This window comes from Acinetobacter sp. LCT-H3, assembly GCF_001866125.1.
Taxonomy (GTDB): Bacteria; Pseudomonadota; Gammaproteobacteria; order Pseudomonadales; family Moraxellaceae; genus Acinetobacter; species Acinetobacter schindleri.
Genome location: NZ_MODX01000016.1, coordinates 35,262 through 50,448, shown reverse-complemented (window position 1 = coordinate 50,448; position 15,187 = coordinate 35,262). Strand labels below are relative to the sequence as shown.

The following is a 15,187-nucleotide window of genomic DNA, read 5'->3' as shown; positions in this document are numbered from 1 at the left end:
AAAACCCCACTAACTTATAGCGGGGTTTTGTTTAAATTTCAAGCAATTAACATTTAGTGCTGTAATACCGAAATATCAGCCACTTTGGTAAACAAGTCACGAAGTTGAGCAAGCATACGTAAACGGTTTGCTTTCAGCTCAGCATCATCAGCCATCACCATAACACCGTCAAAGAAGGCATCGACTGGTGCACGAAGTGCAGCAAGTGCAGACAATGCAGCAGTGTAGTCTTTCGCAGCAAATAACGGCTCAACCACTGGTGTAATTTTCGCAAGTTCAGCGAATAATGCTTTTTCAGCATCTTCAACCAGGTTTGCTTCAACAACTTGACCTTCAGGTGCAGCTTCTTTTGCAAGAATGTTGGTAACACGCTTATTTGCAGCAGCAAGTGCAGCAGCTTCAGGTAATGCACGGAAGTGATTTACCGCATTTACACGCTTGTCAAAATCAAGCGGAGATTTTGGTGACAAGGCTTGAACCGCTTGAATCACATCAACTGCAACGCCTTGGTCTTCGTATTTCGCACGGTAACGACCTTCTAAGAATGCAACCGCATCATTTAGTGTCTTATAGTGATCTTTTATTACATCGCTATAAGCAGCCAAAGCAAGCTTGATGAGGTCTTCAATTGAAACATCAAGCTCGTTTTCAGTCACTAGACGCAAGATACCAATCGCAGAACGACGCAGTGCAAATGGGTCTTTAGAACCTGTAGGCGCCTGACCAATACCGAAAATACCAGTGAGCGTATCTAAACGGTCTGCAAGGGCAAGCGTTGTACCAGTTTTGGTTTTCGGTAAAACGTCACCAGCGAATTTAGGTAAATATTGCTCACCCAAAGACTCAGCTACTTCATCATTTTCGCCTTCAAGACGTGCGTAGTAAGTACCCGCAATGCCTTGAAGTTCTGGGAATTCACCCACAAGCTCAGAGGTTAAGTCACATTTTGCAAGAAGCGCAGCTTTTTCAGCATCAGCAGGGTTTGCACCTGTAATAGGCGCTAAAGCAACAGCCAATTTCGCAATACGTTCAGACTTGTTCCAAAGCGTACCCAATTCTGCCTGGAAGACCATGTTCGCCAATTTCTCTTTACGAGAAGCAAGCGGTTGTTTTTGGTCTTGTAGGAAGAAGAATTCAGCATCTGACAAACGTGGACGAACCACTTTCTCGTTACCTTCAATGATCTGTGTCGGGTCTTTCGACTCAATATTTGACACAGTAATGAAGTACGGTTGAAGTTTATTATCGCTATTCACTAAGCAGAAGTACTTTTGGTTGTCCTGCATGGTCGTGATGAGAGCTTCTTGAGGAACAGCTAGGAAGCGTTCTTCGAAGCTGGCACGAAGCGCGACAGGCCATTCAACCAGTGCAGTGACTTCATCACGAAGGTCGCTTGGCACAATCGCAATTGCATTTACTTCATCAGCAAGCGCTTTTACTTGACTATCAATGATTGCTTGACGCTCTTCAAAAGACGCCACAACGTAAGCTGCTTTTAACTTCGCTAAGTATTCATCAGCATGCGTTAAAGTAATCGCTTCAGGCGCATGGAAACGGTGACCGAAGGTTACGTTACCTGCTTTGTGATCTTGAATTGTAGCATCAACCACATTGTTGTCTTTGAGCAACACAACCCATTTCACAGGACGTACGAATTCAGTTCGGCTTGCTGCAGAACGCATACGTTTTGCAATTGGAAGATTATCTAACGCATTTTGTAAAATTTGCGGTAAAAGCACATCAAGGCTTTGACCTTTCACGTCTTTTAAGTAACATACTTTCTCAACTTTACCGGCTTGGAAAGTAGAAACTTGATCAACCGTAATGCCTTGACCGCGCATAAAGCCTTCAAGCGCTTTCGTCGGTTTGCCTTCAGCATTATAAGCAGCTTGAACAGCAGGGCCGTCAAAACGTTTTTGCGTATCGGCTTGAGCAGCATCGACATTTACGATTTTAAGTGCTAGACGACGTGGCGCTGCATAAGCTTCGATTGCGTCGAAAGCCAGACCTGCATCTTTTAAGCCCTTTTCAGTTTCAGCTTTTAAAGCATCACGTAATTTTTTCAGGCTTTTTGGTGGAAGTTCTTCACAGCCAAGTTCAAATAAAACTGTATGTTTAGACATTATTTGTTCTCCGCTGATTTTTCTGCTTGAGCCGCTTCTGCTTCTACTTGAGCTTTAAGCTGAGCCAGGACTTCGTCACGTAGGTGAGGTTCTGCCATTGGGAAACCAAGTTTCGCACGTGCAGCCACATAGCTGGTCGCGATTGAACGTGCCAGAGTACGAACACGCAGGATATAACGCTGACGTTCAGTCACAGAGATCGCGCCACGCGCATCCAGCAGGTTAAAGCTGTGTGATGCTTTAATCACTTGCTCATAAGCAGGCAGTGGCAGTTCAGCTTCAATTAAACGGGTCGCTTCAGCTTCGTAGAAATCGAACAGTTCGAACATTTTTTCTACTGGTGCATATTCGAAGTTATAAGTCGATTGTTCTACTTCATTTTGATGGAACACATCGCCATAAGTCACAGTGCCGAACTGACCTTTGGTCCAAACCAGATCGTAAACCGAGTCTACACCTTGCAGGTACATGGCTAGACGTTCCAGACCGTAAGTGATTTCACCAGTAACTGGGTAGCATTCAACACCACCAACTTGCTGGAAGTAAGTGAACTGAGTCACTTCCATACCGTTTAGCCAAACTTCCCAACCTAAGCCCCAAGCACCCAGGGTTGGAGATTCCCAGTTATCTTCTACAAAACGGATGTCGTGAACTAAAGGATCAATACCGATAGCTTTTAAAGAATCTAGGTAAAGCTGCTGGATATTGTCTGGGTTTGGTTTCAGCACAACCTGGAACTGGTAATAATGTTGCAGACGGTTCGGGTTCTCACCATAACGGCCATCTTTCGGACGGCGTGATGGCTGAACATAAGCAGCATTCCAGGTTTCAGGACCTAGCGCACGAAGGAAAGTTGCAGTGTGGAATGTCCCTGCACCCATTTCCATGTCGTAAGGTTGCAAAACGACGCAGCCTTGCTCCGCCCAGTAGTTTTGTAAGGCAAGAATTAAGCCTTGGAAGGTATCAATATGCGATATGGCGCGACTCATGGTCATCCACTTAAAATTAGAGAAAAATTGTGCTTGATTATAAGGATTTTGCGAAGGCGTGGCAAAGGTTATCCATGAATTGCCTGCGCCACTTTTTATTCGCCTGACGCAACTGCCTGTTCATGCGCACGCAGACTGAGAAAGATAAAAAATCCCATAGAGGGCAGGCTAAAGCAGGAAATCATGAATAGAGTACTGAGCAGATCATTAGAACTTAGGAAATAAGCCAGAATCAGCGTTGCCAGAATACCCACCAGTACAATACTGAAGATATGAAACTGCTGTAGATGGTGTAATACGAATAGACTGTTACATAAAGGAATATAGATCAGGCAGAGATAGAACAGCAGCCCGAAAATGTACATGATCAGCATGAAAGTCACCATCGAGAGTAGAAGTGAGCTCGAAGTCATAGCCAGGAATAACAAGTGCAAGATCAGCAGCACGAACATCAAAGGGCCATAGAGTGAGGCTAAACCGAGTACAGGTGCCAGCAACAGTTGTACTGCAATTCCGGTTTTGGTTTGTTGTAAAGACTGGATTAGAAAATGCATCGTTTTTATTCTTGTTTGAGAGAAGAAAATACGCCGCTTAGGCGCGGTCCTGATTATAATTTTTTAGATAGAGCACCCTCAGCATAAGCAGAAAAACCAATGAGTAAAAGATATAAAATAAATACATCTTTAAAGCCAAGGGTTTTATAATGCCTGCACTCCCCAAAACAATAATTCAGGCCAACCGTGTTGCATAGTTCCTCAGAATGGCTGCAAAGCCTCAAGCCAAATTTTAAAATTCTCCCTGTCAAAGACCGTATCCTGTGTGGTTTAGGTGCATTGATCGGTCTGGCACTGTCGTCTTTAATCAGCCTGTGGGCACTGGGTGATTTTCAGGCGTGGTATATCGCGCCGATGGGTGCTTCATCGGTATTACTGTTTGCCGTACCTGCCAGTCCGCTGGCACAGCCGTGGAATATGGTGGTTGGAAATACTATTGCCGCGATCGTAGGGGTGAGCTGTAGTTTGCTGTTTCCCAGCCTGACCCTGGCATTCAGTCTGGCCGTAGCAATTGCGATTATATTGATGTTAAGCACCGATTCTCTGCATCCACCAAGTGGGGCGGTGGCGATTACAGCGGTACTGGGCGGCAATGCCATTCATGAGCTGGGCTATGCTTTTGTGTTCTATCCGGTCTTGCTGAACTCGGTACTGTTGATGGTGGTAGCGATTGTATTTAACCGGATATTGGGTAAGGCTTATCCGCAACAGCTGCAGATTAATACTCGTTCTAAAGATCCAACCCCGACCCAGAAAGTGACGATTCAGCCACAGGATATTCAGGCTGTACTTGATCAACAGACCCAGTTACTAGATATCAGTGAATATGATCTGCAAAAAATTATTCTGGAAGCACAGAGCAAGGCCAGTGAACGTGCTGACAGCCAGTTCCTGTGTCAGGATATCATGAGTAAAGACGTTGCCAGCTTGCAGGAAAGTGATGATATCCGGCATGCCTTGGCAAAATTCCGACAGATGAATCTGATGAGTCTGCCGGTAGTGAATGCGGAAAAGAAACTGGTTGGAACTTTAGCGATGTATCAGCTGGTGGAATGGTTTGAGCGTGCCACCGACATTCGCAGTGGCTGGGAATCCGAAGTCGGGCATATCATGAGCCGGAAGGTGGTGACTGTACAGCCAGGCCAGCCGATTCAGGACCTGGTGCCGTATTTTGTTGAGCGTTCCTTTAATTATATTCCGGTGCTGGACGAAGGTCAGCTGGTTGGTATCATTAGCCGTGCTGACATGATTGCCGCTTTATATCAGGAGTTGAATCATTTCAAGCTGAGTGCCTGATCTGGACGGATGTAAATCTATCTTCGAAAATGAAAAAGCACGCCGTAGCGTGCTTTTTTAATCCATTCATCTTTAGAGAAAGAACCAGTAAATAAATAGCGATACCAGGAAAATACACATGATGTTGAGGACAAAGCCAACTTTCATCATTTCCGACTGCTGAATATAACCGGTACCAAAGACAATCGCATTCGGCGGTGTTGCTACAGGCAGCATGAAAGCACAGGATGCGCCGATCCCAATCACAATCACCAGAATTTCTTTAGGCATTCCCATCTGATCGGCAATGGCGGCAAAGACCGGCACCAGTAGTGCAGCGGATGCGGTATTACTGGTAAATTCGGTCAGGAAAATAATGAAGGTTGCTACCACAAAGATAATCACTAAAGGTGAAGTATCACCAAAAGTATTTGCCAGAGTTTGCCCCAAGACCAGAGAGCTGCCTGAATCTTTTAAAATGGCACTCAAGGTCAGGCCGCCGCCAAACAGATAGAGCACGCCCCAGTCAGTATTCTCTGCAATCTGCTTCCAGGTTGCGGTACCTAAAATTGCCACCATACATGCGGCCAGAATCGCAATCCAAGTATCTGGCTGGCTGATTCCAAAGTTCTCGGTCAGCTTTTTACTGAAAATCCAAGCCAGGGCAGTACAGATAAATAGTAACATTGCTGCAATACGGCTGCGGGTCCAGGGAATATCTTCAGTGACAAACTGTACTTTGTGATTCAGCTTGGGACGCAGCACCAGATAAAGACTGATCAGCATCGCAGGCAAGATAATGAACATCATTGGCAAACCAATTTTCATCCAGTCTGCAAAGTCATAACCCAGCGCTTTGGCAGCAATGGCATTCGGTGGCGAACCTACGATTGTACCTAGACCACCAATACTGGCGGAGTAGGCAATCCCGAGCAGAATAAATACGAAGGTTTTACGTTCTTTCTCGACATCCAGATGCGAAAGTAAACCCAGCGCCAGCGGTAACATCATGGCTGCGGTAGCGGTATTGGAAATCCACATGGACAGGGCGGCAGTCACGGCAAAAATGGCCAATACTGAAATACCTAAATGTCCACCGGATAAGGAAATAATCCACATGGCAATTTTCTTGTCCAGCTTTTGGATATGCAGCGCCGTTGCCAGTGCAAAACCACCAAAAAACAGGAAAATAACCGGATCGGCAAAGGTGGTTAAAGCAGCTTGTGTGGTAATGGGTACCAGCGCATCGCCGTCGGCCATCGGCATGGCTAACAGTACTGCCAGTATGGGAATCAGCAGGGCAGTAATAGTGATATGAATTGCTTCTGTCAGCCATAAAATACCAATAAAAGCCAGCAGAGCCAGACCTTTGCTAGCATTCTGGTCATAAGGTAAAACCTGATACAGGATAAAGGCTACAATGGCCGCGATAATAATCAGGATCCATCCTTTCATTACGCCTTTGGGCATAACGTTGGTGGGGGTGGCAAGGTTTTGACTTGTCATACGCACACTCCTTGTTTTTATACAGCTAATTTTTATGAAGAATCTTTCTAATCATAAAGCGGTTTGATTACAAATTATACTAATTTAAAAAAAGGTGATTTGAATGTTGTAATAATGCAGTACTTTGCCATAGAGCCTGTATGCCTAAAACCATCAATAAGCCCAAGACTAAAAATTTAAAATGCCGCTGTGACAGGCGATGACGGATTTTTCCGCCAATCCAGACGCCAATCAAAGCAAAAATGGTAATACCGATCAAAATGGATTGTTGTTGTGGATTAATCTGGATCAGGATTGGGAACAATAAAAGTAACTGGATCAGTTTACTGACAATAAAATTCAGGTTACTGATAATGACGATATCGGTCTTGCTGAGCTGGCTGCTGAGCAGATACATCATCAGGAAAGGAGCCATGGCATTGGTCGCTCCACCAATCACACCAGCCAATAAACCAAAACACACCATACTCAGAATATGCGGGTTGCTCTGAAAAGGTTTGGAGCGAAGCTGATCTAGTACATAAAATATAATCACTGTCCCTAACAGCAGTTTGAGATAGCCTTCATTCAGCCACAGCAGCAGTTTAACTCCGAGCAAACTGCCAATCAGGCTGCTTAAAATCAGTGGCCAATAATGTTTGAGATAATAGCGAATGCTCTGCAGCAGACTGTGCCGCGGATCAGCATTCAGCATCAACAGATTCAGGAGCAGGCAGGGAAAAATGACCAGGGTCACTGCCAGACTCAAGGGATATTGGCTGGATAGCACCGCAGTACTCATCATCGGGAAGCCAAAACCACTCAACCCATGCAACAATGCTGCTACAGCACATAAGCACAGTACAATCCATTCAGCCTGCGTCATCCTGAATCCATTTCAAGGAGTTTTTAACTAAGTTATAGAGAAATCAGCCGGTTGGCAAAGGCTAAAGAAATAATTTAACAATTTATTAAATCGCCTGAAGCAGGCAAAAAAAAGCTGTGGTCATTAGGGGAAATGCCACAGCGCAAAAGGGAATTACTATTTACTCTATAAAAAGGAAACTTACAGCGGATCTTTATTTACATCACGAATTGGTCGTTGATAGCCCGTAGACTGATACGGCGTATGTTCAACCATAGCTTGCTTTTTTGGCATGATCAGCCAAAGTACAAGATAAACTAGGATACCTGGGAAAGCGGCACTCATTATAGAGATCACCACGAAAATCAGACGCAGTAAATTTGCATTCCAACCAAAACGTTCAGCAATACCACCCATCACACCTGCAATCATGTTCGAGCGGTTAGAGCGATATAAACCAACATTGGCCATTCAGGTCTCCTTAATAATTAAGATAAAAGAACAACGACGTTCCTCTTAAAATATGGAGCTAAGTCATTATTTTTAAAGTGTCTAAATACAATTTATTCGTAAATTTATGTAAATTGGGATTAAGTATTTTTCTCGGAATCTTTAACATGAAGACGAAGGTTCCTGAATTTAATAATAATCTCCTGCCTTTGATTTTATAAAAATGCTTGGCTGTTCATAATCTGGTTGAATTAAATGAAATTTAAGGTGTTTAAAATTTTCAAGAGACTGGAGTATCAGCTCGGTGTGATATTGCTGGGTACACTCGGGCTGGCGGGGTGTGAGCGTCATTCGGGTAAACCGATCAGTGATACTGAACTTGAGTTGCACCATAAAGAGGAGGTAGCTGTTTCTCTCGCTAATCAAGCGCTAGATGAAAGTACTCAAGCCAAGAAACTGACTGATATTGCTGGTCATGCCACTTTCAGAGAGGAAGATGGCTTTAATGGGCAGCCTATTCCAGATTATGCGGTTGACTTCGTGGGACGCTATTACACGGAAGTCAGTTGTAATGATGATGGTTTTTCTCCCTGCAAAAATGGCAAGGCAATGTTTATTCTCACCCTTGCCCCGAATGGTCTGGTATATCGCAGTATCTTGCAACATGGTCAGCTATTTACCTTCCAAAACAAGATGGCGACACCTTATTCAACCTATCGTAAAGACCGTTGGGAATTGAATCCCACTCGTAAGGAGCTGGTGGTCTACCGTAAAGAGGGCCTGGTTTTGTATTATACTGTCAAAGACAATACCAAGCTGGTGATGAATATTGCAAAAACCCAGCAAGAAAATCGTCAAGAGCTGATGGATCGACATTATGTACTGCCACGTATATCTTATGAACTAGTAAAAGATATTGATAATCAATCCCCTTCGCCACAATAAGGCAAGGGGAAACTAAGAAAAATCAAAAAAATCCTGATGCGTTGAAATAGCCCAGATACAGATAAAAATTATAAAACGATTGAAAGAAAACTGTAGCTTGGGGGGGGTGCAGGACTTGAAACCACGCCCCATAGCTTAAAAAGCTCTTGTCCTATTAACTGGACTAATAACGCACAAATATATCTAAAATAATCCCGGCATATTTTAAAATTAAGAGAGCAAGAATTCAGAAAAGACAAATCAAAGCCGTGATCGGTTGATGATCTTGATTGGAATATACAGGTATTATGATCTTCGCAGAATGGAAGAAAAATGGTGGGTCGTCCGCGACTCGAACGCGGGACCAACGGATTAAAAGTCCGCTGCTCTACCAACTGAGCTAACGACCCTGAGGAGTAGAAATGATGAAGATCATTTTTACGACGCAAGATTTGGTAATTGCGCTATCCCGAAGGATAAAATGGTGGGTCGTCCGCGACTCGAACGCGGGACCAACGGATTAAAAGTCCGCTGCTCTACCAACTGAGCTAACGACCCATATCATTTGATGGAGCGTATTGTAGCAAGATATGAAATCAGCGCAAGTAAAAAATAACAAAGTTGCCCATGTTTGATTATAAATGCAACAAATTGAATTTATATACACAAAAAATAGGCAACTTCAGCACTTAGAAGCGATATTGATAGGCCTGGATGTTGGTAAAAACTTCTGCCGTTACATCGCAATAAGCATCCGCTCCCGGCAAGCACACCAGTAAACGCTCATCAGTCTTGCTTGGATCAAATGCTTGCTCTTTCAATTTATTTTTCTGGTATTTAAAAGTAGCAGTGGTTTCAACCTGTTGCTGTATACGCAGGAATACCGGAACCGAATAAGCAGGCAGACATTTCTTGAAACAGCTCAACATCTCTTTCAGATCGGTATCGTTCAGTTCAGCTTCAGGTTTCAGCGTAATGGCTGCCATACCGGCGCGACCATTGGTGTTTGGAATTTCCACCCCATACACCACTGCCTCTACAATCTTGTCATACTCGGTCAGCATATTTTCCACTTCGGTCGTCGATACATTTTCACCTTTCCAGCGGAAAGTATCCCCCAAACGGTCGACAAACTGCGCATGACGGAAACCGATGTCGCGGACCAGGTCGCCGGTATTGAAATAGGCATCACCTTTGCAGAACACATCTTTCATAATGACAGACTTATTCTTTTCCGGATCGGTATAGCCATCAAATGGCGAACGACGGGTAATTTTACCAATCAACAGGCCTGTTGTGCCTTTTTTGACGCGTTTACAGTGACCTTTGGCATCACGTACCGGCTCGTTTTTGTCTTTATCGAATTCAACAATCGCATACGGAGTTGGGGAGAATCCGACAGTATTGTCGAAATTGAACACATTACTGAAACCGACATTGCCTTCACTGGATGCATATAGTTCAAGTACTTCTTCAATACCGAAACGGTTTTTGAACTTATCCCAGATATTTGGACGCATACCGTTACCGATCATTTTCTTGACGCGGTGACCTTTTTCCAGCTCTGAAGAAGGTGCATCCATCAGGTAACGGCAAAGTTCCCCGACATACCCAATTGCAGACGCATCAAATTTTTGTACATCTTTCCAGAATGAAGAGGTCGAGAATTTACGGCGGATTGCAAACGTCCCTGCACCGGCAATCACACCACACCAGCATACCACCATGCCGGTCGCATGATACAGTGGCAGGGTGCAGTACATCACATCCTCTGTACCCAGGTTAAGCACATGACCATAGGTGCCATAAGCAAGGGTCCAGCGACTATTGGTAAAGATTACGGCTTTCGGCAGACCAGTAGTGCCGGAAGTGTAGATGTAGAAGAGACCATCTTTACCTTGCACACTATGTGTTGTTGATGGATTGAATTTCGGGAAAGTATCAATGACTTCAGCAAGATTGATAAAACCTTCAGGTGCCTGGCCAGGATTTTGCTGGGTAGGCTGATCGGCAAACCAGTGGAAACGGTCCGCCGCGATATTCAGTTCATCACGGATCTCGGCAACCGCGGCGTGACATTCCTCACCCACGATGATTGCAATCGGTTTGACCAGATTAATGCTATGTGCCAGCACCTTACCGACCTGTGAGGTATTCAGCAGGGCAATGGTCACGCCAAGCTTGGCCAGACCAATCACGCTGGCGACCATTTCCGGGCGGTTCTCGACCATCAGGGCAACGACATCGCCTTTTTTCGCACCTAGCGACAGGTAGTAATGTGCAATCTGGTTGGCCCAACCATTCAGTTCTGTATAGCTAAAGCTCTGGTCTTCAAAACGCAGGGCAATACCTTCCGGGTTGCGCTGTACCGCTTTTTCAAAAGCGAGACCCAAACCTGCAGCAGTATTTGGGGTACGTAAATAAGCCTGCCTAAGCCCATTGACCAAGTTCGGTACTTTTTTCAGGAAAGCGGGGATTTTGGCTGCGACATCAGCAATACCAATCAGATCATGTTGTGTGGTTTGGCTCATGGTAATCCTATTTCTTTTACGTATCCGATACGTGCACTGAATATGCAATAACTGTCCGTTGTAGTTTTAATGGTTGATTTAAAGAGTAATCAACCTAATTTGACAAAATCTAGCAAAAAAAACCTAGTCACCGAAATGACTAGGTTTTTTTAAGTTACTGCAATTGGGCGAATTATGACTCAGTTGCAGTATTGGCTTTTTTCGGTGGACGGCCACGTGGGCGACGTGGACGGGCAGGAGATTTCTCTGCTTTTTCCGCTTCTGTTTCCACTGTTTCTGCTTTTGCTTCAGCTGCATTTTCAGCGGCTGATGCTTCTTCTTCAGCGGCAACAACTGGTGCTTTAGCTGTAACAGGTGCATTTTCAGGCTGTTCTGTAGCTTCTGGCTCAGTTTGAGCTGCTGTTACTGCAGTCTCGGGTTGATCAGCAACTAAAGGTTTAACAGGCTCATCAGTTCTTAGAACTTCAATCGTTTCAGCTTGTTGTGCTGCCACCGCCTGAGCTTCAGCAGCGGGTTCAGTCGGTTTTTCTTCCGGTTGAGCTGCCTGTTTTGCTTGTACAAGTGCCTGTTCCGCAGCAAGTTTTGCCAGACGACGACGCTCGCGAGGATCGTTAGCTACACGCTTTTCTGACACAGGTTTTGGTGGAGTCAGATCCAGTACTGGAGCGGGTTCTGGTTCAGGCTGAGCCTTATTCACTTCCACATCACGCGTCACCGGTTTTTTCTCGGCAGTCACTGCTACAACAACAGTTTCATTGTATTGCTGCGTGAACTTGTCCAGTGCACGGTTGAAGGTCGCCATCAGGCCGAACTGCTCAATCAGTACTGAACAGTCTTCACCGTACACCTGACGGATCAGGCTGCCTACGGTGTACTGACCAAGTGTCGGTACTTGTGAAGGACGAAGCTGAGCGGCCTGAGCCTGCTGACCTTGTGCCGCACGACGGTCACGACGACGTTGACGTGGGTCATTGCTGGCACGAGACTTTTCAGCTTTCGGCGTTACTTGTTCAAGCGCTGCTGCTGGAGCAGGGGCTTCAGTCAGATCAACCGCTTCAGTTTTCTCTTCCAGTTTTGCTGCCATCGTTGCTATGGCTGGTGCCTTTTCAGGTGCAGTTTCTTCAGTCGGAGTAGCCACTACAGGTGCTGTACCGTTCAGCGCTACGATTTCACTTTGGCCTTGATCGACATTCACCATCATAGCCGTTGGTGTAACGTCCTGACGCGGTGCATCAATCAGCTCTACGCGTACTTGACGTTCATTAGCTGCTGGAGCCTCAACTTGAACAGGTGCTTGAGGAGCAGCCGGTTGCTCATTCAGTACGCTTTGATCGCGGTGACGATTTGGGCGTTCTGGACGTTGCTGGTTGCGACGGTCACGACGTGGTACAGCATTTTGCTGTTCAGCTTGAGCATCCTGGTTGTGCTCTTGCTGATGGCGCGGGTTCTTACGCTTTTGCTCACGCTGTTCTTGACGCTGTTCCTGGCGAGACAACTGAACTACTTCTTCATGCACTTGTTGTGGTGCATTGTCATGTTGTTGTGGCTCGCGTTGCTCTTTGTGCTTGTTGTTGCGCTGTTTTTTATGGCTGCGTTGTGATTTTTCTTCACGTTCAGCCTTTTCAGCCTGATCACGCTCTGGCTTATGTGCCACAGTTGATGGCGCAAGGTAAGCATTGCTACTTGGTGTAGTAACTTGTTGTGGGACGTGCTGCGGCGCCTGCTGTGCAACAGGTGATGTAACCTGGCCGAACTGACCACGGCTGACTGCGCCGTTATTTACCAGCTGTTCAATCGCAGCAGCTGCATTATTGGCAGTGCGAGATTGATCTACAGTTGCAGCCTGCTTTTGTACAAACAGGTTTTCTAACCAAGCACATGGGCTGGCAGCAGGTGCAGCAACCTGGGCAGGTGCCTGTTGGGCAACCGGCGCTTGCTGTGCAGTCTGGTTCTGATTTTGCTGGTTTTGATGTTGATTATTACGGCGTTTATTGTTTCTGCCATTGTTTTGTTGTTGAGCAGGCGCTGGTGCAGCTGCATGCGTATGTTGTTCTTCTTCTAAATGCCACTCAGAAGACTCATAACCCAGTTCTTTTTCACTTGAACGTGTTGCTTCAGTGCGTTCATAGCTAGTTGGTGCGAAACCTTCAGGATTATAAGAAATCTCGTAATGCGGCGTTTCCAGGTGCGGGTGCGGCAATACAGTCACACGTGTACTTGAAGTCTGTTCTAAGTAAACCAGGCTGTGACGCTTTTCATTCAATAAGAATGCAGCGATTTCAACCGGTACTTCAACCTGAACTTCACCATGACGTTCACGCAGAGCAATTTCTTCCACTTTACGCATGATTGAAAGTGATAAAGAACGCAGGTCACGCACCATACCTGTGCCATGACAGCGTGGGCAGACATAACCAGTGGCTTCTTCAAGCGAAGGACGTAAGCGTTGACGACTCATTTCCATCAGGCCAAAACGTGACAATTGACCAAACTGGATACGTGCGCGGTCACTTTGGGTTGCTTCACGCAGTTTTGCTTCAACCATGCGCTGGTTGCGGTCTTTGGTCATATCGATAAAGTCGATCACGACTAAGCCACCAATATCACGTAAACGTAACTGGCGTGCAATTTCTTCAGCAGCTTCAAGGTTGGTATTTAACGCGGTATCTTCAACATCCTGACCACGAGTCGATTTTGCCGAGTTGATGTCGATCGATACCAATGCTTCAGTTTGGTCAATCACGATTGAGCCACCTGAAGGAAGTTTTACTTCGCGTTCATAAGCCGTTTGGATCTGGCTTTCGATACCAAAATGCGCAAACAAAGGCTCATTTAAAGTATAGGTTTTGAGCTTGTCTAATTGACGTGGCATGACCGCTTTTACGAAGTTGTATGCTTCGTTATAGGCTTGTTCAGAGTCAATCAGAATTTCAGCAACGTCATCACGTAAATAATCACGGATGGCACGTGTCACCACGCCAGCTTCTTGATGAACCAGCATTGGTGATGGACCAGAGCTTGCAGTGCTTTGGATTTGCGCCCAAAGGTCAAGCAAGTGTTGAAGATCAAGTTGCAGTTCTTCTTGAGAGCGGCCGATCCCTGCAGTACGTACAATCACGCTCATACCACGCGGTACATTTAAAGAGGCCAGCATCTCTTTCAGCTCTTCACGCACTGAACCAGAAATCTGACGGCTGATACCCCCACCTTTTGGATTGTTTGGCATCAATACCAGATAACGGCCAGCAAGAGAAATAAAAGTAGAAAGGGCAGCACCTTTATTGCCACGTTCTTCTTTTTCTACCTGAACCAGAAGCTCGGTGCCTTCAGTGATCAGTTCGCGGATATTCGAAGTTTGGCGAGGATCTGCTTTGTAGTAAGTATTGGCAATTTCACGCATCGACAAGAAACCTTGACGACCCGCACCGTATTCAACAAATACAGCTTCTAAAGAAGGTTCTACGCGAGTCACGTGACCTTTATAGATATTAGATTTCTTTTGTTCACGGGTACGATTCTCTAAATCGAAATCGTAAAGACGCTGACCAGTGACAAGTGCAACGCGAATCTCTTCGGCATGTGTTGCATTAATCAACATACGTTTCATGGGTGTTACACCTTATAGTGATACACAGCAAAAAATCGCTATACACGTAGCGAACATCACACATCACGGATCAATGGCTCAAATCTGCAATGAATTTCATTGTGGTTTGAGTCTTTTATTCCCAGCGTCTATTTTGATATAGATCAGCTTTGGTTTTGATTCACATATTGATGATGGCAATACGGCTTCAATCTTTAAACGATTAAAGTCACCTGAACGCTTCACTGGCGGACGAGCGGTGCATTGGATGTGAGTAACTTTCACTGTCACATTGCTCGAAGATCATCCCTTCTTTATAGATAGAGTGTCTTGATACGGAATTATCGTCGTACCTTTACAAACTGTGCAGATCCAATGCATCAAACGCTGTAGCCTGAAGTCGTC

General features: G+C 45.3%; 10 protein-coding genes and 2 tRNA genes. 2 read left to right on the top strand and 10 right to left on the bottom strand.

The window, feature by feature from the left end; all coding sequences use genetic code 11:
* Positions 1-53: 53 nt before the first annotated feature.
* The 3 genes from glyS to BK820_RS09665 all read right to left on the bottom strand — a co-directional run bounded on the left by glyS (position 54) and on the right by BK820_RS09665 (position 3,666).
* Entirely contained in the window at positions 54-2,123 is a 2,070-nt protein-coding gene (gene glyS, locus BK820_RS09675; RefSeq protein ID WP_071320787.1) for a glycine--tRNA ligase subunit beta, read from the bottom strand.
* The gene (gene glyQ / locus BK820_RS09670) at positions 2,123-3,112 is read right to left on the bottom strand and encodes a glycine--tRNA ligase subunit alpha (RefSeq protein ID WP_005232423.1); all 990 of its coding nucleotides are present in this window, start codon (positions 3,110-3,112) and stop codon (positions 2,123-2,125) included. Before glyQ ends, glyS begins: the two co-directional genes overlap by 1 nt.
* Before the next feature lie 95 nt (positions 3,113-3,207).
* A complete protein-coding gene (locus BK820_RS09665) occupies positions 3,208-3,666 on the bottom strand; it encodes a hypothetical protein (RefSeq protein WP_071320786.1) in 459 nt (152 codons plus the stop codon).
* A gap of 186 nt (positions 3,667-3,852) precedes the next feature.
* On the opposite strand from BK820_RS09665, the gene BK820_RS09660 reads away from it, so the two are divergent.
* Positions 3,853-4,962, top strand: coding sequence for an HPP family protein (locus BK820_RS09660; RefSeq protein ID WP_071320785.1), 1,110 nt, complete (start codon positions 3,853-3,855; stop codon positions 4,960-4,962).
* Between the two features lie 72 nt (positions 4,963-5,034).
* Here the strand turns inward: BK820_RS09660 and BK820_RS09655 are convergent, their stop codons facing one another.
* The 3 genes from BK820_RS09655 to BK820_RS09645 form a co-directional block, all read right to left on the bottom strand.
* On the bottom strand, positions 5,035-6,447 hold the full coding sequence (locus tag BK820_RS09655) for an SLC13 family permease (protein ID WP_004813395.1): 1,413 nt from the start codon (positions 6,445-6,447) through the stop codon (positions 5,035-5,037).
* A gap of 79 nt (positions 6,448-6,526) precedes the next feature.
* Positions 6,527-7,312, bottom strand: a complete 786-nt coding sequence (locus tag BK820_RS09650; RefSeq protein ID WP_004813393.1) for a sulfite exporter TauE/SafE family protein — start codon at positions 7,310-7,312, stop codon at positions 6,527-6,529.
* Positions 7,313-7,492: 180 nt separating this feature from the next.
* Positions 7,493-7,762 (bottom strand): PspC domain-containing protein, encoded by a 270-nt coding sequence (locus BK820_RS09645; RefSeq protein ID WP_071320784.1) that lies wholly within the window; start codon positions 7,760-7,762, stop codon positions 7,493-7,495.
* A gap of 234 nt (positions 7,763-7,996) precedes the next feature.
* Here BK820_RS09645 and BK820_RS09640 point away from each other — a divergent pair, with 234 nt between their 5' ends.
* A complete protein-coding gene (locus tag BK820_RS09640; RefSeq protein ID WP_071320783.1) occupies positions 7,997-8,686 on the top strand; it encodes a hypothetical protein in 690 nt (229 codons plus the stop codon).
* Positions 8,687-8,999: 313 nt separating this feature from the next.
* On the opposite strand, the gene BK820_RS09630 is transcribed toward BK820_RS09640, so the two are convergent.
* From BK820_RS09630 to BK820_RS09615, 4 genes are all read right to left on the bottom strand, one after another.
* Positions 9,000-9,075 (bottom strand) — tRNA-Lys (locus BK820_RS09630).
* 72 nt (positions 9,076-9,147) lie between these two features.
* A tRNA-Lys gene (locus tag BK820_RS09625) sits at positions 9,148-9,223 on the bottom strand.
* A gap of 131 nt (positions 9,224-9,354) precedes the next feature.
* On the bottom strand, positions 9,355-11,196 hold the full coding sequence (locus BK820_RS09620) for a long-chain-acyl-CoA synthetase (RefSeq protein WP_071320782.1): 1,842 nt from the start codon (positions 11,194-11,196) through the stop codon (positions 9,355-9,357).
* 172 nt (positions 11,197-11,368) lie between these two features.
* Positions 11,369-14,803, bottom strand: a complete 3,435-nt coding sequence (locus BK820_RS09615; protein WP_071320781.1) for an Rne/Rng family ribonuclease — start codon at positions 14,801-14,803, stop codon at positions 11,369-11,371.
* Positions 14,804-15,187: the final 384 nt, after the last annotated feature.

Bases quoted from the DNA above. Each gene is read 5' to 3' on its own strand.
- BK820_RS09645 (WP_071320784.1), bottom strand. From the start codon at position 7,762: ATGGCCAATGTTGGTTTATATCGCTCTAACCGCTCGAACATGATTGCA.
- BK820_RS09665 (WP_071320786.1), bottom strand. From the start codon at position 3,666: ATGCATTTTCTAATCCAGTCTTTACAACAAACCAAAACCGGAATTGCA.
- BK820_RS09650 (WP_004813393.1), bottom strand. From the start codon at position 7,312: ATGACGCAGGCTGAATGGATTGTACTGTGCTTATGTGCTGTAGCAGCA.
- BK820_RS09640 (WP_071320783.1), top strand. From the start codon at position 7,997: ATGAAATTTAAGGTGTTTAAAATTTTCAAGAGACTGGAGTATCAGCTC.
- BK820_RS09655 (WP_004813395.1), bottom strand. From the start codon at position 6,447: ATGACAAGTCAAAACCTTGCCACCCCCACCAACGTTATGCCCAAAGGC.
- BK820_RS09620 (WP_071320782.1), bottom strand. From the start codon at position 11,196: ATGAGCCAAACCACACAACATGATCTGATTGGTATTGCTGATGTCGCA.
- glyS (WP_071320787.1), bottom strand. From the start codon at position 2,123: ATGTCTAAACATACAGTTTTATTTGAACTTGGCTGTGAAGAACTTCCA.
- BK820_RS09615 (WP_071320781.1), bottom strand. From the start codon at position 14,803: ATGAAACGTATGTTGATTAATGCAACACATGCCGAAGAGATTCGCGTT.
- glyQ (WP_005232423.1), bottom strand. From the start codon at position 3,112: ATGAGTCGCGCCATATCGCATATTGATACCTTCCAAGGCTTAATTCTT.